Annotated in this window: 17 protein-coding genes; 7 read left to right on the top strand and 10 right to left on the bottom strand. The window is 38.7% G+C overall.

What is annotated here, in order from left to right; all coding sequences use genetic code 11:
* Window positions 1–21: 21 nt before the first annotated feature.
* Together AC4OGX_RS12975 and AC4OGX_RS12970 are read right to left on the bottom strand one after the other, a co-directional pair.
* Window positions 22–1,323 carry a carboxylesterase family protein gene (locus AC4OGX_RS12975; RefSeq protein WP_493330992.1) on the bottom strand — a complete coding sequence of 434 codons (1,302 nt, stop codon included), beginning with the start codon at window positions 1,321–1,323 and terminating at the stop codon, window positions 22–24.
* Window positions 1,324–1,344: 21 nt separating this feature from the next.
* Window positions 1,345–2,772: an MFS transporter gene (locus AC4OGX_RS12970; protein ID WP_493330990.1), complete on the bottom strand. Its 1,428-nt coding sequence runs from the start codon at window positions 2,770–2,772 to the stop codon at window positions 1,345–1,347.
* A gap of 488 nt (window positions 2,773–3,260) precedes the next feature.
* Here AC4OGX_RS12970 and AC4OGX_RS12965 point away from each other — a divergent pair, with 488 nt between their 5' ends.
* From AC4OGX_RS12965 to AC4OGX_RS12955, 3 genes are all read left to right on the top strand, one after another.
* Complete coding sequence (locus AC4OGX_RS12965; protein ID WP_493330988.1) at window positions 3,261–4,454, top strand: helix-turn-helix domain-containing protein; 1,194 nt, start codon at window positions 3,261–3,263, stop codon at window positions 4,452–4,454.
* Between the two features lie 213 nt (window positions 4,455–4,667).
* Window positions 4,668–5,546 carry a CPBP family intramembrane glutamic endopeptidase gene (locus AC4OGX_RS12960; RefSeq protein WP_493330986.1) on the top strand — a complete coding sequence of 293 codons (879 nt, stop codon included), beginning with the start codon at window positions 4,668–4,670 and terminating at the stop codon, window positions 5,544–5,546.
* A gap of 26 nt (window positions 5,547–5,572) precedes the next feature.
* Complete coding sequence (locus tag AC4OGX_RS12955) at window positions 5,573–6,037, top strand: GNAT family N-acetyltransferase (RefSeq protein WP_493330985.1); 465 nt, start codon at window positions 5,573–5,575, stop codon at window positions 6,035–6,037.
* A gap of 217 nt (window positions 6,038–6,254) precedes the next feature.
* On the opposite strand, the gene AC4OGX_RS12950 is transcribed toward AC4OGX_RS12955, so the two are convergent.
* From AC4OGX_RS12950 to AC4OGX_RS12915, 8 genes are all read right to left on the bottom strand, one after another.
* A complete protein-coding gene (locus AC4OGX_RS12950) occupies window positions 6,255–7,094 on the bottom strand; it encodes a class II fructose-bisphosphate aldolase (protein WP_493330983.1) in 840 nt (279 codons plus the stop codon).
* Window positions 7,082–8,032: a 1-phosphofructokinase family hexose kinase gene (locus tag AC4OGX_RS12945; RefSeq protein ID WP_493330981.1), complete on the bottom strand. Its 951-nt coding sequence runs from the start codon at window positions 8,030–8,032 to the stop codon at window positions 7,082–7,084. Before AC4OGX_RS12945 ends, AC4OGX_RS12950 begins: the two co-directional genes overlap by 13 nt.
* A gap of 11 nt (window positions 8,033–8,043) precedes the next feature.
* Entirely contained in the window at window positions 8,044–9,279 is a 1,236-nt protein-coding gene (locus AC4OGX_RS12940) for a uroporphyrinogen decarboxylase family protein (protein ID WP_493330980.1), read from the bottom strand.
* A gap of 2 nt (window positions 9,280–9,281) precedes the next feature.
* The gene (gene dhaL, locus AC4OGX_RS12935) at window positions 9,282–9,932 is read right to left on the bottom strand and encodes a dihydroxyacetone kinase subunit DhaL (protein ID WP_493330979.1); all 651 of its coding nucleotides are present in this window, start codon (window positions 9,930–9,932) and stop codon (window positions 9,282–9,284) included.
* Window positions 9,917–10,942: a dihydroxyacetone kinase subunit DhaK gene (locus AC4OGX_RS12930; RefSeq protein ID WP_493330978.1), complete on the bottom strand. Its 1,026-nt coding sequence runs from the start codon at window positions 10,940–10,942 to the stop codon at window positions 9,917–9,919. Before AC4OGX_RS12930 ends, dhaL begins: the two co-directional genes overlap by 16 nt.
* Before the next feature lie 5 nt (window positions 10,943–10,947).
* A complete protein-coding gene (locus AC4OGX_RS12925) occupies window positions 10,948–11,913 on the bottom strand; it encodes an ABC transporter permease (protein ID WP_493330976.1) in 966 nt (321 codons plus the stop codon).
* 15 nt (window positions 11,914–11,928) lie between these two features.
* Window positions 11,929–13,422: a sugar ABC transporter ATP-binding protein gene (locus AC4OGX_RS12920; RefSeq protein ID WP_493330975.1), complete on the bottom strand. Its 1,494-nt coding sequence runs from the start codon at window positions 13,420–13,422 to the stop codon at window positions 11,929–11,931.
* 139 nt (window positions 13,423–13,561) lie between these two features.
* Entirely contained in the window at window positions 13,562–14,539 is a 978-nt protein-coding gene (locus tag AC4OGX_RS12915; protein WP_493330973.1) for a substrate-binding domain-containing protein, read from the bottom strand.
* Between the two features lie 269 nt (window positions 14,540–14,808).
* On the opposite strand from AC4OGX_RS12915, the gene AC4OGX_RS12910 reads away from it, so the two are divergent.
* The 4 genes from AC4OGX_RS12910 (at window position 14,809) to AC4OGX_RS12895 (ending at window position 18,851) form a co-directional block, all read left to right on the top strand.
* Window positions 14,809–15,570 (top strand): DeoR/GlpR family DNA-binding transcription regulator, encoded by a 762-nt coding sequence (locus AC4OGX_RS12910; RefSeq protein WP_493330971.1) that lies wholly within the window; start codon window positions 14,809–14,811, stop codon window positions 15,568–15,570.
* A gap of 68 nt (window positions 15,571–15,638) precedes the next feature.
* Entirely contained in the window at window positions 15,639–16,361 is a 723-nt protein-coding gene (locus tag AC4OGX_RS12905; protein WP_493330970.1) for an AAA family ATPase, read from the top strand.
* A 1,223-nt stretch (window positions 16,362–17,584) separates the two neighbouring features.
* Window positions 17,585–18,166: a TetR/AcrR family transcriptional regulator gene (locus tag AC4OGX_RS12900; protein WP_493330969.1), complete on the top strand. Its 582-nt coding sequence runs from the start codon at window positions 17,585–17,587 to the stop codon at window positions 18,164–18,166.
* The gene (locus tag AC4OGX_RS12895) at window positions 18,159–18,851 is read left to right on the top strand and encodes an ABC transporter ATP-binding protein (RefSeq protein ID WP_493330968.1); all 693 of its coding nucleotides are present in this window, start codon (window positions 18,159–18,161) and stop codon (window positions 18,849–18,851) included. Before AC4OGX_RS12900 ends, AC4OGX_RS12895 begins: the two co-directional genes overlap by 8 nt.
* Window positions 18,852–18,854: the final 3 nt, after the last annotated feature.

Below are 18,854 nucleotides of genomic sequence, written 5' to 3'. Positions count from 1 at the left end.
CTGCAAGGCACTTCCTGTCACTTATTTTCCCATATAAATATCTGTATCTGAAACAATCAGAATATTGTCACACTCACTGCATGTCGGATTCCATGTTGGAAGATTATCCCCGTTCGGATTACCTGTTCTTGCAAAATTACTAAAATAGCTTGTCAAAACCTGTGACACTTTATAATCCCACTCTTCCATTGGTCTCCAGCACCGGTCTAAAGCTCCAATTGTATACCATAATTCGCTGGAATGCCATGCTCCCCTGTCGTCCCCGGGAAGATTTCTAGAAAAGTAAAAACAATATGATGGGATCATATCTTGTTCTGTTTGTAATACAACCCAATCCTTAGCCATTCTTTTTAACTCTTCTGGCAGCATATCATCTTTTGTGCTTCCCATAAGATAAGGAATTGCCGCCTGCATTTTATTAAAATGCATCTCATTTGTATTGTACAGAATCATATTTCCATCGATCACCGGACTGCAATTCTGTATCGCGTTAGGATATTGTTCCATTGTTGCAAACACCGCATCGAATAAATCTTTCAAATCACAGGAAACCCATTCTTCCAGGTTTCTTCCAACTTTTTCCATGACGCTTTTCCAAAAAGGAAATGTATCCTCCACACAGACCGCATTCCCAAATGAATCACTAATGCCGCCGCCACTTGTCATGATCGCTTTCGAAATATACTTTTGTGCAATTGGAGACATACACAGCTGCTGCGCACTCATCGCACCCGCTGATTGTCCCATCAAAGTAATATTCGCAGGACTTCCTCCAAATGCTTCAATGTTGTTATATACCCATTTAAGCGCTGTAAACTGATCATACATCCCATAGTTTCCTGTATGTCCATCCCGCTTTTGCAGCTCTGGCAAGGCACAATAGCCCAGAGGTCCTAAACGGTAGTTAAATGTAATAAAAATAACTCCTTTTTTAGCATATGAGGAACCATCAAAATGTTTTTCATTACCGCATCCACCCTGGAATGCTCCTCCATGAATGTAAAGTATGACCGGTGCATTTTTACATTTCTCTGGTTTCCAGATATTTAAGAAAAGACAATCCTCACTATATGTGTATGTCTCATCCTTACGAAATTCATTATAGTAAAATGAATCTGCCTGTTCCGGATAAAAAGTTCTTCGTTGAACACTTGCATCTTTAAATGATGTCGCATCATATATTCCATCCCATTTTTTAACTTCAACAGGATATTCCCATCTTCCGGCTGCGGCATAACGAATTCCATAAAATTTCTGTACCCCGTCATGAGACTCAAGTCCCCTTATTTTTCCACAGGCTGACTCAATGATTACTTCCTTCATCCATTCTGCCCCTTTCCTTTTTTATTTTAATTCTGCTCTTTCGCGTCTTTCTTTCAGATCTGCATATATCTTTTCCATCTTTGATTTAGAAAGATTAAAAATCACAGCCATACCAATGATTTCAACAATTCCGGCAATTGCAGGCATAATTGTGACAATACCGCGTATGCTGTCACCAACCCCCGCCGCCTGCACTTTGACACCTGAAACATATCCAACTGCCGCTAACATATATGTAACACCGCTATGTGTAATGGAAGTGCCTATTTTCTTGCTAAACGTATAGATTGAGTATAACGTTCCATCTGCTCTTTTATTAGTTTTCCACTCCTGATAATCAATACAATCTGTCACAAATGCCCAAATCAACATCATAAATCCTGTCTGACCAAGATTAGCCAATGTACTTAATACTAAATACAAGTAAACATTTTTAATCGGGAAGAAGAATAGCATGGAAGAAAATATCACATTATATGCTGCACTTACAATAATCACTTTTCTTTTTCCAAATTTCTGTGCAAGCTTTGGTATTAATGGAAATGCAGCTAATAATACTGGAATGCTCAGTGGTGATGTTAATGCCATCATTCTGGGTGCGTGGTAAAATTCCCTGTATAAATAGCTTGACATTGATCCCATAGATGCAGATGCAATACAATTACCGAAGGATGCAAGCATAATACCAAGCAGAGGCCTGTTTTTTACGGCTTCCTTTAACACACTAAAAAACTTGTAATCCCCGGATGTTTTCTTTTTAACCTCTTCTGCGGAGTATCTTTCAGTAGTACATGATAATAATACGATATAAAAAGCAATACTACAAACTGCAGCTACAATTGCCAGGACAAAAAATGCCTTTGGATTCGCTGACTGATCATCATTCCAGATAAACATCGGGACAAGCGGAAGGAATAAGACGCCTACTGCTGTACCGCCAAGGCTTCTCGCTCTTGATAACTTTGTTCTTTCCACCGGATCTCTCGTAATAACAGATGACATTGCGCCATATGGCATTGATGTTCCTGTATAACTCATGCCATAAACCAGATATCCTGCCGCAATCCATATATGCTTCATTGTCATTGGCCAGCTTGAAACATCTGCAAAGCACATAAGCACTGAAACAGCTAACGGAATCATAGCAATCTTAATAAACGGTTTAAATCTGTCCCCTGATTTTCCTATTTTAAATCGGTCTGGTAAGGAACCGATCAATGGATCATTAATTGCATCCCATATTTTTGCGAACAAAAACAATCCTGCCATCCATGCAGCGCTGATCCCCAAAACATACGTGCTAAATGTTAACACATACATGTCGATGTATAGATTAACCATACTTCCAGCCAAATCACCAAACACATAACCAAACTGGTCTTTAAATCCAAACTTTTTTACGACTTTCTCCATAATAAACCTGCCTTTCTTCCCTATTCTTTTCAACATAGGTGCTAGTGTACTGACACATTCATCTTTAGTCTAACTGTGCTGAATATTTTACCAGCCTGCAAGGCGGAGGAATGAGGCGTAGCGGTGGCTACGTCGATTGATGACAACGCAGCAGATGGAAAAATAGGCAGTGCAGTTAGGCTAATTATGAATGTGTCAGTACACTAGTAATCAAACGCAATACACATGTGTTTTTTGCATGCCATAATATTAACATTTTATGATTATTATGTATAGAAATCTATTAACCACTATAGTATAATATGAACGATACCAGGGTCAAAAGGTCATGCTTTTCATGCTCGCATGAAAAAGCATGACTTTGGGACCCGTAAAACATGAGAAAGTAGCCCGTTTAGGGCGGATTTCGAATGTTTTAGGATTGTGGGAGCACGAAGTGCGTAACAATCCGTAGGTATCATGGGGACAAAATACCTTTTGCCCCCAACATCATAAACATTATCGACATTAAAAAGGAGACTATCATGAAAAAAGAAAGCCTGGACACCGCGCTCCATTTATTAAGAGAACTGTACAATATCAACATCTGCGTCATTGATTCCTCTGATTCTATCCATGCATTTGTGTCTGCTTTCTATTTTCATAAAGCACAGACAGCTATAACTGCAGAAAACATCACTAAAATTGTTAGGGAGTATCCCCATGATATTGCATATATTACAGACTCATTTTTTATTCATTATCTTATATTCCCATTAAATTCCCGCACAATTCTAATGGGGCCATTCTGTTCTATGCTGCTTAGCTCTAATGATGTTCGAATGATTTTCAATCGTTATCGGATCAGTGACCTCTCTGTAAAAGATTTTTTCTCTTATTATAACTCTTTCCCGGTATTTACAGAGACACAGGCCCTTCATATTATTGATGCTTTATATACCACTGTTGGCTGTGATCATTTACCTAAAATACATAAAATCAACAATCATACGACGAACGGCTTCTATGACGATTTTAATGATATTAAGAGAGAAAATAGTATTCAATTGTTAGAAAAACGCTATTCTTATGAGCAGAGATTTCTATTAGATATTGAAAACGGAAATGCCAAAAGTGCACTTTTAGATCTTCATAATATGGAGGCAGATGTGAAATATTTAAAACAAATAGGTACCACCCTGGAAAACGAAAAAATTGGTTCAGCTATTACCCGTACCACTGTCCGCTTGGCTGCAATGCGCGCAAATCTGCCAATTTATATCATTGACCAGCTTTCACGCGAAAACACCATAGCAACATTTAATGCAAAAAATGTGGATGAAATCTTTCAGGCTAAAGAGTCTATGATCCGCAAATTTTGTACAGCAATTCAATATAACAAAACCAATCATTATAGCGCTCTTGTACAAAGCATCCTATATTATCTTGACCATAACTATTACCAAGACATAAGCCTGGATGAGATGGCTTCCGAGCTAAGCTTGTCCAAGAAACATATTATTGCCGAATTCAAAAAAGAAACAGGCAGCACTCCCATTGCATACCTTAGAAGGAAACGGTTAAAACAAGCCTCAGTTCTTCTTTCCGGCACAAACCTCACAGTTCAGGAAGTCAGCGCATCTGTTGGTATCTCAGATGCTAATTATTTTATAAAATTATTTAAGAAAGAATATGGTCTTACCCCTCACTCTTACAAGAAGAAATTCAGTTCAACATGAATCAGAATCATGTTGAAATCAAAACGGTAACTCTTTCGGAAATTTTTTAACTTCCCTTTAGACTTTCTTTGGAAAATGTTATACGCAAATTCAGTTCCCGATGTTATAATGTAGAAATATTGGTAAGGAGAATGTTTTCATTTTTATGTACAATAAAATAAAAGGATATTCTCCTTAAAATGCATCTATCTTTATAGCAGGAGGAACTTCATCATGAACACCCCATCAGTTACATCAGACCGGTTAAACACAAAGCAGGCAGTCATCGCCGCCATTTTAGCTTATGTTTCCCTCATTGTATCACAGCTTGCAGCTGTATTGATAAGCAATGCTATTGTTCAAATGGGAGCATCTTCTATTATCGGAAGTGCCATTTCAGGAATCCTATATCTTGTATTTGGGCTTTTCTGTGTTTCTCTGATCTGTAAGAAATGCTTCCATTCCACTATGGAGTCCCTAAGGATAACCAGATTCTCTTTAAAACCTATTTGGGGAATTTCTGCATTGATCCTGCCTTGTATGGTGGTTTTCGTTTATTTTATGATGCCGGGACATCTGAATTCTGCCTTGGCAGGCAGGGAAGATTTTTTATACACCCTTGTCGATGCCGTGGTATTTTTCGGACTAGCTGCAGGCATCATGGAAGAGGTCGTTTTCCGTGGACTCATCATGTCAGCTTTAGAACGGCGCTGGAATAAGTATGTTGCGATTATTGTTCCGTCTGTGATTTTTGCATTATCTCATGTCATCGGAGCTGATCTGGACCTTCTTTCTATCATCCAGCTTTTAGCGGCAGGAACCATGGTGGGTGTTATGTTCTCTTTTGTTACATATGAAAGCGGCAGCATCTGGAACAGCGCTGTTATGCATATCATCTGGAATATCGTTATGGTAGGCGGCATTCTGCATATCGGTGCGGCAGAGGACAAATATTCCCTGTTTAACTATATCTTAGATAGTCGTACATTTGTGATTACCGGAGGAGATTTTGGGATTGAGGCCTCTGGAATCGCAATCATCGGATATACAATTTTTACGGTTCTTGCTATCATTTTAACTAAACGGAAGAAACGTAAGACTGTTATGTCATAAAAATCAAAAATATTGGAGTATTTAATATGATGCAATATATCAATGCCACAATAAATGATCTGGCCCAGGTTCATAACATCGTTCAGGAAACAATTAAGACAATATATCCCAGGTATTACCCTCAGGAGGTTGTTGATTTTTTCTGCCATTTACATAATACAGATAATATCCAAAAAGATATTGCGAATCAGACAGTCGGCATTCTGGTAGATCAAGGGGTTATCGTAGGAACCGGATGCCATCAGGATAACCATATTACGAGAGTATATGTGCTTCCCCAATACCAGAGAAAAGGGTACGGCAATTATATTATGGAATGTCTGGAGCATAAGATTGCACAAACGTTCGATACCGTTTGTTTAGATGCCTCCCTTCCCGCATGTACTCTATACGAAAAAAGAGGCTATATTACAAAGAAGCACTGTAAATTAACTGTGGAAAATGATGCGGTTTTAGTATATGAAGTTATGGAAAAGAAGCTTACAATATGACCATTAAGCTCAGAAAAATGCTGGAAGTTGAGTCCCCTCTGTAAACAGTTGATATTGCTATTGACGCAGAAGTGGATGGCAAAATCACAGGCGCTGTCTGGTCGGGTATTATGAACGATTACGGGCGCGTTGATCTTAAGGCTCCAGCACTTGCTATTTCTATTTTTAAAGAATATCAGGGATTGGAACGGCCATATCCTTGGCCGCTCCGAACAAACTATTTGCGGCTGCACATTAAAATTCGCTTTTTAACAATTTCCCTTACTGCTTCTTTCCCTTCTTCCAAATACTTTTTAGGGTCCACATTTTCCGAATGCTCTTCTATATATTTCCGAACCCCTTCTGTAAATGCTTTTCGCAGATCTGTCGCATAGTTAACTTTGCAAATTCCTGCACTAATGCACTCCTTTACCATATTTTCAGGAACTCCTGAAGTTCCATGAAGAACAAGAGGGACCGCAACTTGTTTTTTTATTTCTTTCAGTCTTTCAATGTTCAACTGGGGAGTCCCCTTGTAAAATCCATGTGCAGTTCCTATTGCAACTGCAAGACTGTCTACATTTGTCTGACTTACAAACTCTACCGCATCGGCAGTTTCTGTATACCTGACTGCTTCTGATACATTATCGTCCTCTTTTCCTCCTATGCATCCTAATTCTGCCTCAACAGAAATCTGAAGCATCTGCCCAAGCTTTACGATTCCTTTTGTAATTTCAATATTTCTATATAATGTTTCACTCGACGCATCTATCATAACCGAAGTATATCCTTTATTCATTGCCTGGATAATCATTTCCGGACTCTTCCCATGATCTAAATGCAGTGCAACAGGAATATCGAAATTTTTACTATATTCCTGAACCATCACAGCATATACTCCTAGTGTCCCATAACTAACTGTACCTGGCGTTGTCTGTAGTATTACTGGAAACTTTTCCTCTGCTGCCTGCTGAATGACTGCCTGTATCATTTCCATATTTTCCACATTAAACGCAGGTATAGCATAATGATTTTTCTGTGCATCATATAATAACATCTTCGTATTTACATATGACATACCGATATTTCCTCCTGCTGTACACTTATTTCTTTCAAATATTTTTCAAAATCACCTCTTTGGCACAACTGTGTTCCTTCCATTACTAGAGAGGCCGCTGCTGCTGCCATTCCATACTTAAGCATCTCATCAATATCCTTCCCCTCTTCAATTGCTTTACATAATCCTGCTACCATAGAATCCCCAGCTCCCTGGTAACCTTTCACTTCTAAGTCAAGGCAAGGAGAGTAGTAAAGCCGCTTCCCGTCGCTAATATAAGCACCTGCACCCCCCAGCGAAACACATACTATTTTCACACCTTTTTTTATAATATCAAGAATAAGTGGTATAACATCTTCTTTGGCTTTACACTTAATATTGTATGCTGTTTCCATTTCGAAAATATTAGGCTTTATCAGATACGGCTTACCTTTAATCCCTTCCGTCAGTAGTTCCTTTTCTGCATCCAAAATAATCCTCACATCTAAGCCCTGTAGATCTTCTATAATCTCTTTATATATATTCATTGGAACTCCCTTAGGAACACTTCCACTAATAACTATAAGATCACTATTGACAGCATGCTCACGAATCTTTTTCTTTAATAAACTAATATCTTCCTGTGTAACTCTCCCTCCAAATTCATTTAACTCAGTAAAAACATTATTTTGGGTATCTAAAATTTTTGTATTTGTACGCAGAGTACCTTTTACATTCACAAAATCATACGCAATTTCTTCCTGTTCTAATACAGATGTCAGCTTTTTCCCATCCTCACAGTAATTAAATCCCAGACATTCAGCCTTAGTCCCCAATTCTTTTAATACCATTGCAACATTAATACCTTTTCCAGACACGTCCTGTCGGGCTTTTTCTATCCTATTAAGCATCCCACATTTAAAGTTTTCTACAAACACACTTTTATCAATGCAAGGATTCAAATTAACTGTCGTTATCATACTATCCCTCTCTACTCATACACTCCATATTTAAGTACTGCATTTACAAAAGCTTCTACATTTTCTATTGGTACATCATATTGTGTATTATGTATCGGAGAAAAAACACATCCTCCTCCAGGTTTTAATATCTCTAACCGTTCCTTAACCTGTGTTTCCACTTCCTCTGCCGTTCCTCTTGGATACGTCAGCTGACTATCTACTCCTGCCCCCCAAAATACCAGCTTATCACCAAATTCTTCTTTCAACTCCTTTAAATCCATTCCAACAGTATTAGATTGAATTGGATTCAAAATATCACATCCTGCTTCTATAAAATATGGAATGATATTTCTGATGGATCCACAGCTATGAAACATAGTCTTAACATTAGAATTTTTATGCACACATTCACACATCTTTTTATAATTTGGCATATATAATTCTTTAAAAATATCTGGACTGAACAACTCCCCATTCTGTGTTCCAAAATCGGTGGTAGAAATCAATATTGTATCAATATATTTTCCTACTGCCTGTAAATACATTTCTATATTTTTTACGGCTATTTCTCCTGCAATTTCTAAAATACTTTCCGCATATTCCGGTTCTATCAACAAAATACACAACCATTCCGTAAATGAATGCCCTGCAAAAATTCCTGTGGTACCTAATTTTCCTTTAAGTGCACCCCCATGAATTGAATATTCTGTAGTTTCATGCATTAATTTTGCACGCTTTTCCAATACCCGCAGTTCATCCTCTTGATACATACTGATGCTTTTTCTAAATTCTTCTAAATCCATAAACTGGATTTCTTTTGATAAATCTAACGGAGGATTTGGCAGCCGTTCAAAATATCTGCCTGTACTGGCCATTTCAGCCACATATCTTCCGTTAATATCAAACAGACGGATATCGCCATTATCCTTTACATCATAATTAAAATCATGAGGCATTAAAATGGTATTCCCTGCTGTATTGACCCAAGGTTTCCAGTTCTCATTTTTATATCCCCATGTTTCAACTAAATTTTCAACCTGAATAACATCCCCATGCAGCCATCTTCGTACAGGCTCCTCTACTCTTGCCAGCATTTGAAACTGCTCATAACACTTAGGATACTCTACATCAATCCCCAAGTACTCTCCAATTTTTATATACTCATCAATATGTATCCCCGTTGTCTTAGTTCCTCCGATATCAATGGGCACTCTATCAGGCTCCCGGTGATTGATCGTTTCCCAAACTCTTTTTCTTGAATTCATATTTAAGCCTCCATGTATAATCTCATAGCTTCAAAAATAACACTGACTGACACAGCTCCCGGATCCGGCAGTCCTACAGACGCCTCTGCATACGCTTGCGCCCGTCCTCTGTTAGCTCTGATTTTCTTGCTTTCTTCTACACCTTCTATTGCTTTTTCATATGCTGCCTCCATAGCCTCGGTTAAGTTTTTATCCTCCTGCGCACTCTTCAAAAGTGATAAAACAGCCGGTTCAAAACTATCAACCATAGTTTTATCTCCAACTCTTGCCCCACCCCTGGTTTTTATCTTTTCCAAAGATTGCGAAAAAATATCAGCCAGCACCGCCACCGAAAGTGTATCTGCTCTAGCTGCATTGATCGCCCCACTGGTAAACATCGTTCCGAATATAACACCGGAAGCACCTCCCATTGCTTCTAACAAAATCAACCCAGCTTCTTTAAAAACTTCATTTATCGAACTACAATCTGTCTGCGGAAGCTTTTCTTTTACAGCTTGAAAACCAATACGCATACCAATCCCATGATCTCCGTCTCCTATAATATTATCAATCTCCGTAAGTTTATCTTCCGCTTCCATTATTTTCTCTGCAATCATCAAAAACATATCTTTCGTTTCCTGAATGTTTAAGCTCTCTTTCATTTTTCTTCCCACGCTCCTATCTTTGATGAATACATGCCTGTATATGTGCCCCTTCCCAAGCAGTCTTTCAACAGATCATTTACTTTTAATACAGTTACGCTCACGCCTCCCATTCCTGGTGCAGTAAAGTAATTACCTACCTCAATATGATAAATATGAATCCCCTTCCTTTTGATATATTCTTTCACATTATTAGTAAAAACATATAACTCTGCGTAAGATGTTGCACCTTTTCCATTGATCATCAAGGAAATCTGGTCTTTCTGCCCTAATTCCAGATCCTTATTGATATAATCCATAATTTCTTTTGCAAGAACTTCACTAGAGGGCATTTTCATCTGTTTTATTCCCGGCTCACCATTTACGCCCATTCCAAATTCAATTATCTCTTCATCCATTTCATATAATGGCCTGCCAGTATCCGGTCTATATCCCGGCCAAAAGGTCACCGATACTGTTGCTAAATTTTCATTAACTACATTCATTACCGCTAAGATTTCATCTACACTCTTTCCGTCTTTCGCCATTGCCGATGCAATTCTAATCGTCCAGATTATTCCTGTAATCCCTCTGCGTGCTTCTCTGTTTTTCTTGTCTTTATGTAAAATATCATCACGTACAAAAAAAGCTTTTGCATTCACTCCTTCGGCTCCGCACAACTCTGCTGCCAATTCATAATTCAATACATCACCCGTATAATTTCCAGAAATAAAAACCACACCTGCAGAACAATTCATATGCTGCACAGTTTTTAAAACTGCAATTGCCGAAGGTGCCGCAAAAACATTTCCATTTACAACAGCGTCCGCCATTCCTGCTCCTGCGCAACCCAGATAAATAGGCTCACATCCCGCACCGCCTCCAACTATTATTTTAACCCTCTCTTCGTTCTTCGCAGGGTTATAAACTATAGACTTTGTACCTGACACCCGTGAAAATGCTCCCCCTGTACTTGATATATATCCCTCTATCATTTCGTCTACCATGGTGTCTGAGGAATTACAAATATTATTTTTCTTCATTATTACTATCCTTCCTTTACTTTAAGCCTGTCCATGATTACTGCAAATGCAACAATAAGCCCCATTGCAACCTTCTGCCAGTACGAATTCACCTGCATTAAACTCAGTCCATTATTGATAATTCCAATAGCAATAATTCCAACGATCGTATTAGTTATTCCTCCATATCCTCCCGATAAATTAGTGCCGCCCATGACTGCTGCTGCAATAGCAAACAATTCATACCCCTCTGCAGCGCCTGGCTGAGCAGTTCCGATTTTTGAAGAAAGGCAAATACCTGCAAATGCGGATAATCCAGAACAGATCATGTATACAGAGGTTTTAATCTTCCACGAACTTATTCCACTTAACTTTGCAACTTCTTCATTGCTTCCTACGGCATACACGTGTCTGCCATATGCCGTTTTGCTGAGTACGATGTGCGATACCAGAAGGACTACTACTGTTAAAATAACGATAAATGGTATGGGACCCATATATCCCTGGCCTATCCATGTAAAGTTTTCAGGCAGACCATATATCGGTTTGCTGTTCGTCAAAATAAAACATATACCTCTTGCAATATTCAGCATCGCCAATGTCGCAATAAATGGAGCCACTTTAAATTTACATATTAAAATAGAAGAAAAACCTCCGCATATAACTGCAGCTACTATAGAAAGCAGAATTGATATAACTAACATTATAGGAACCCCGGCTCCGGGTATCAGCTTAATTAACATGGCGCCCACGATCCCCGTCAGAGCACATACAGCCCCAACTGAAAGATCAATTCCCCCTGTCAGCAGGATAAACGTCATTCCTGTTGCGATAAAAGCATTAATCGATACCTGAATTAACACATTAGTAAGGTTAGACCTTGATAAAAATCTCGGTTCAACCATAACAATTACAACACAAAGTAAAAACAAAAAGCCAATCAGCGCATATTCTTTAAAAATCTTTTCTAATCTTTTGTTTCCGGTTTCCATACCGCGTCCCCTCCACTAATTTATATTAGCCAGTTCCATAATGGCTTCTTCTGTAAGTTCATTCCGACTTAATTCACCCGTCACTTTACCCTCACACATCACATATATCCTGTCACAAATCCCAATAAGTTCCGGCAGTTCTGAGGATACAACCAACACACTTCCTCCTTCACTGGTAAAATCATCTATAAGCTGATAAATTTCACGCTTTGCACCTACATCAATTCCCCGGGTAGGTTCGTCTAACAGAAGTATCCTTACCCCTTTCAAAAGCCATTTGGCTATCACTATTTTTTGCTGATTTCCTCCACTTAGGTTTTTAGTTATAAACTCTTCGCCCGGTGTTTTTATTGACAGTTTTTCTATATAACTGGTACTACTTTCTTTCTCCCACTTTTTGTCTACAAAACCTCTCTTAGCCTCTTTTTCTACACTAGGTAATGTCAGATTAGACTTTACACTTCTGCCGAGCATTACCCCCTGATTTCTCCTATCTTCTGGAACCAGACCCAATCCTTTTTCGATTGCCTGTCTAGGACTTTTAATAACAGTCTTTTTTCCGTCAATCATAATGTCTCCCGACTCCAATGGTTCTGCCCCAAAAATACTCCTGAGCACTTCCGTTCTTCCTGCACCTACAAGTCCAGCTATACCCACAACTTCCCCACGCATTACTTTCAAAGAAATGTTTGCAAATTTTGTATGTCTCGAGGCATTTTTAACTTCTAAAATTACATCCTCAAATATTTTTTTACTTCTATTAATAAAAGGTCGTATCTCACGGCCAACCATTAAGGAAATCAATATTTTCTCTGTCATCTCAGACATCATTGCTGTTTTTACAAAACATCCATCTCGCAGAACAGTTACTTTATCACCAATCTCGAAAAGTTCTGAGAGTCTGTGTGATATATATATTACAGCTACACCATCCTGTCTCAATCTTCTTATAATATGAAACAGTGATTCCACTTCATGTTCAGAAATAGATGATGTAGGTTCATCCATAATTATTAGTTTTGCATTTTGGGATACTGCTTTAGCAATTTCTACCATTTGTTTATTTGCAGAACTCAGGTTCTTTACAATATCTGTAGATTTGATCTTCACATCCATTTGATCAAGTATTTTCTGAGCATCCTTGTTCATTTTTCTCTTATTTAAAAACCCGCTCTTTAACTTTATTTCTCTACCCAAATATATATTTTCCGCTACACTTAGATCAGGAATCACGCTAAGTTCCTGATGTATGACACTAATCCCTGCCTTTAATGCCTGCTTTGCATTTGAAAAATCACACTTTTTCCCTAAAAAATAGATTTCTCCACCGTCCTTTTTATATACTCCGCTAATAATTTTTATCAATGTTGATTTTCCGGCCCCATTTTCCCCAATAAGCACGTGAACTTCACCTTGCTGAATTTCCATTGTTATGTCCGTGAGTGCTTTTACACCCGGAAATTCCTTCGAAACATTTTTTAAGCTTATAACAGGTTGATTTTCGCCCATTTCCTCACCTTCCGTTATACAAAAAGGCCGCCCTTTACATCAAACATATTCTTCTGAATGTCTGTTTACCAGTTAACCACTTTCGGAAACAGGTGATATATAAGGACGACCTTATTATTAATTACTTAACTTAAATATTTTATTTCAGATATTCTTTAACATTCTCTGTGTCAATAATGTATGGTTCGATATATTTTTCCTTTGGAACTTCTTCTCCATTCACAGTCTTTACAGCCATTTCTATCATTGCTTCTCCAATTCCTTCCGGGTCTTGGGCAATATCCGCGATCCAGTTTCCGTCTTTTACAATCTCTGCAAGAGCTTCTGGATTTCCATCATATCCAACTACCTTAATATCTTCTCCCGCACCATTTATAATTGTATATGCACTCATCGCTGCCGGATCGCCTACTGCAAAGATTAAATCTAAATCCGGATACTTCACTAATAGATCCTGTGTAATAGCTGACGCTTTTTCTGCATCTCCTTGATAGTTCTGTTCATCAACCACCTTGACATCCGGACAGTTTGCCTTTAAATACTCTTTACACCCTTCGGCCCGCAACACGCAGTTTTCCACATCATCATATGTTATAATCGCAATATCTCCACCATCCGGCAGTGCCTTTTCAATCAATTCACCTGCAAGTTTACCACCAACATTCTCATCCGTTCCGAAGTGGCATAAAACTTCTCCATCAGACTTTGTAAACGCCGTTAATATCGGGATTCCTGCCTTGTCTGCTAAATCAACATAGCTTTTACTTCCTGCTGTTGAAACAGGCATTACAACAATTGCATCTACTCCTTGCGTAACAAAATCCTGCACTTGTGAGAACTGTTTTTCACTATCGGTATCTGCATCTACAAAAATTGCTTCAACCCCCATTTCTTCACATTTTTTACTCATAGCTTCTTCGACACGGTTGTAAAATACATGTGTTCTTGTAAATACAGATATTCCAATTACAATATCCCCATCCTCTTTTCCTGTTGCCTCAACTGCATCTTCTACTACGTCCTCTGCCTCCTTTTTCGTATCATCTGGCCTTGAACACCCTCCTAATACTCCCAACAGCATTACCAGCACCAACATGAAACTTACAATTCTTTTCATCTTTCATTTCTCCCTTTCGTTTTATTTTATTTCATTTCATTTACTTGTATTATAATCAGCATTGTTAAATATGTCAACATACATTTGCGTATAGCTATTGTTTTTTTACGTTTTTACCAATTTTATTGCGTTTCATTTATTAATTCCTTTTGTTTTTTCGTCATTCTAAATAATTTTTTATAAAATTCCATTTTGTACCAATTCAATTTGTATTATTATTTTTTATATGTTACAATAACTTACATAAATATAAAAGCCGAGGTATTATTATGTTATATGCTGAAAGAAAACGTAAGATTTTAGAGTATATTCATCAAAAACCTTCTGTAACCGTTACTGAACTTTCTGAAATTTTTTCTGTTTCCGGTGTGACCATAAGGAAGGTTCTCAATGAACTCAGCAAAGAAGGTAAAATTGAACGCACACACGGCGGTGCATTAAACATTTCTCCCAGCCAGCATGAAGAAATAGAGTCGGCTAAAGAAGTCGTTAATAGTGATTTCAAATCAGAGATCGCTGAAAAGACACTTCGTTTTATCATTCCTGGAGATAGTATTATTATTGATGCCGGCTCAACTACGTTAGAACTAGCAAAAAAAATTGTTGAAAACCAAATATACAACTTAACTATTATTACGAATGCTTTCAATATTGCTGAAATCTTTAGGGAAAACAACAAATACAATCTCATTTTCCTGGGCGGACAGTACCGTCAAGGAATTTTATCCTGTGTAGGTCCACTTACGCTTTCCACTCTAAATACTTTACATGCAGATAAATGCTTTCTGGGTGCTAATGGCATTAGCCTGGAATTTGGGTTCACTACTCCAAATATCCTAGAAGCCGAGGTAAAGAAAGCTATGATCCGTAATAGCAGTGAAAGTTTTATGTTAGCTGATTCTACAAAAATCAGTAATGTTTTTCTTTCTAAAATCGCAGATATCTCTTCCATTGATTTTCTAATTTGCGATTCTAGTTTAAAACCCGAGCTTCGCAGCCAGCTTTTAACTTTAGGGATAAATGTAAAATAAAGTTTCAGAAAATATAGAATAGAAATTTTACAAATTGTGAAAAGAATTAAACGGAGGGATTTGGCAAGATGAATACCCAGTTTATTCAAAAAATCTTTATTGACTGGAATAAGATTCACCCATACAGCTATTTAAGGAATATTGAGGCCATCGCTGGCTTGGAGAGCCTGGACTTTCACAAACCCATCACCTTCTTTGTAGGAGAAAACGGAAGCGGCAAGTCCACCATGTTAGAAGCCACTGCGATCGCCTCCGGCTTCAACCCGGAAGGGGGTACAAAGAACTATTCCTTTTCAACGTATGACTCTCATTCCGAATTATGTGACGCGCTTCGGATTTCCAGAGGATACCGCAAGGCCCGCTGGGGATATTTTCTCCGTGCAGAAAGCTTTTATAATGTTGCAACAAAAGAAGAGGAATACGCTGATCCGTCACACCCTTCCGAGGAATTGCACAAAAAATCACACGGTGAGAGCTTCCTGGCAATTGCCCAGCGGCAGTTAAAGCCAAACGGTCTATACTTTCTCGACGAGCCTGAGGCAGCATTATCTCCCCAAAGACAGTTAACGCTGCTGATGGAAATACACGAATGTGCCCGCCAGGGATCACAATTCATTATCGTGACACACTCCCCCATTTTACTGGGAATACCAGACGCAGAAATATTCAATTTCGATGATGGGCAGATACATCCCTGCGAGTATGAAGAGACTGACAGCTATCAAGTGATGGAAATGTTTATCAATAACCGGGAGCAGATATTAAGCAGGTTGATTGAAATCAGCAATTGATGTTGGGAAGATGTTGAAAATAAGAACATTCTTAGTAAGTCATTCATAAAAAGTCTGTTTCTACTATTAAAAGGGGGGCTTGATTTCCACAGCCCCCCAATGTATAATCGAGTTAGAAAAGGTAATCAGATACAAGATCTGATGCCCTCAGTATAATTTTATATTTTTAAAATAGCATCTACTTTAGGCGGTGGGATGCTATTTCTTTTTATTATGCTGGTCTATGTAGGTCAATGCCGTGAAAACCACAAGCAGTAAAGTTAATACTTCCAGTGTATTCATAGGCCTCACCCTCTTTCTGAAACACTAGAGGGCATCAAGAAATTGCATCCTTCTCTCTTCTATTCGATTATTCTTTAGTATAGCATTCGCTATGACGTGTATCAATGTATTACAACTTCACTCATAGAAAGTCTGTTTCTACTATCAAAAAGGGGCTTGATTTCTCCAGCCCCCCAATGTATAATCGAGTTAGAAAAGGTAATCAGATACAAAATCTGATGCCCTCAGTAAGTTTTTATATTTTTACAAATAGCATTCACTTTCTCAGGGTGGGATGCTATTTCTTTTTGTTATGCTGATCTATGTAGGTCAATGCTGCGAAAACCACAAGCAGTAAAGTTAATACTTCCAGTGTATTCATGGACCTCACCCTCCTTCCAAAAAACTAGAGGGTATCTAGAAATTGCATCCTTCTCTCTTCTATTCGATTATTCTTTTAGTATAGCATTCGCTATGACGTGTATCAATGTATTACAACTTCACTCACAAGTCTGTTTCTACTATCAAAAGGGGGACTTGATTTCTCCAGCCCCCCAATGTATAATCGAGTTAGAAAAGGTAATCAGATGCAAGATCTGATGCCCTCAGTTGTTAAATACTTATTGAAATAGCATCCAACTTTCTCAGGGCGGGATGCTATTTCTTTTTATTATGCTGATCTATGTAGGTCAATGCTGTGAAAACCACAAGCAGTAAAGTTAATACTTCCAGTGTATTCATGGACCTCACCCTCCTTCCAAAAAAACTAGAGGGCATCTAGAAATTGCATCCTTCTCTCTTCTATTCGATTATTCTTTTAGTATAGCATTCGCTCTAACAAGTCTCAATGTACTACAACTCCACTGAAAACCAAATATTCTACTTGACTTATTTTTAAAACGCGCTATAATAAAACATATGTTGCAGAACAATAGTTTCAAAACAGGACAGGAGGGTCCGTTATGCCGCCAAAAGCGAAGTTTTCAAAAGAGGAAATCATTCAAGCCGCCTTAGATCTCGTCCGTGAGGATGGTATTTCTAATCTGACAGCCAGAGCCTTAGGCACAAGGCTTGGCAGCTCGGCAAGGCCGATTTTTACAGTTTTTCAGAATATGGATGAGGTTCAGCAGGCAGTGATTAAAGCCGCTAAAAGCCTTTACACCGGGTATATTCGCGAAGGTCTATCTGAAACACCCGCCTTTAAGGGCACAGGAATGCAGTATATTCTCTTCTCCATTCATGAGCCAAAGCTGTTCCAGCTGCTTTTTATGAAGGAACAGGTCAATATCCCTGATCTTTCCGGAGTCTTAGTGTCGATTGACGAGAACTATGATGAGATTCTTGCATCTGTGAAAGATACCTATAAACTCAGCGATGAGGCTTCCCAAAAGCTGTATCAGCACTTATGGATCTACACACACGGGATCGCCTCGCTCTGTGCCACGAACATGTGCAGGTTCACAGAGGAAGAGATCAGCAAAATGATAACTGAGGTATTTATAAGTCTTCTAAAAGAAGAGAAAGCAGGCAAATGTTATGATTGAAGTGAAAGAAGTTCAAAAATTCTATGGAAATAATGAAAACCGTTTCCAGGTCTTAAAGGGCATCAGCCTGAAGATCAAAGACGGCGATTTTGCCGTGATCCTGGGTACATCCGGTTCCGGTAAATCCACCCTTTTGAACACGATCTCAGGGCTGGAATCCCCGGACTGCGGTCAGGTTCTTTATGATTCCACAGATCTCACCACTCTTTCCGATCAGGAACTGACCAGGTTCCGGAGGGAAAATGTCGGCTTTATTTTTCAGCAATATTATCTCCTGCCGAATATGAATGTAGACAAAAACGTGAAGATGGGCGCCGATCTGGCGGGGAATAAGGACTACAAAGAGATCATCGAAGCGGTCGGGCTGGGCACAAAGCTGGATAAATACCCCAGCGAATTAAGCGGCGGGGAACAGCAGAGAACGGCAGTGGCAAGAGCCCTTGCCAAAAAACCTAAGGTCTTATTCCTGGATGAGCCGACAGGCGCTTTAGATGAGGAGACAGGCCGACAGGTACTGGATTATATCTGCCGCCTGAAACAGAAGCTGGGATTTACTATCCTTATGGTAACACATAACCAGAATATTGCGGAGATGGCAGACACTGTGATCAAAATGAACAGCGGAAGGATCTCTGAGATCTATACAAATACAGCCACAAAAACCGCTTATGAGATAGGATGGTGATGA

It is taken from the genome of Faecalicatena sp., from assembly GCF_058819085.1.
The sequence above is the reverse complement of the archived record's forward strand: the minus strand, read 5'-3'. Positions and strand labels throughout refer to the sequence as shown.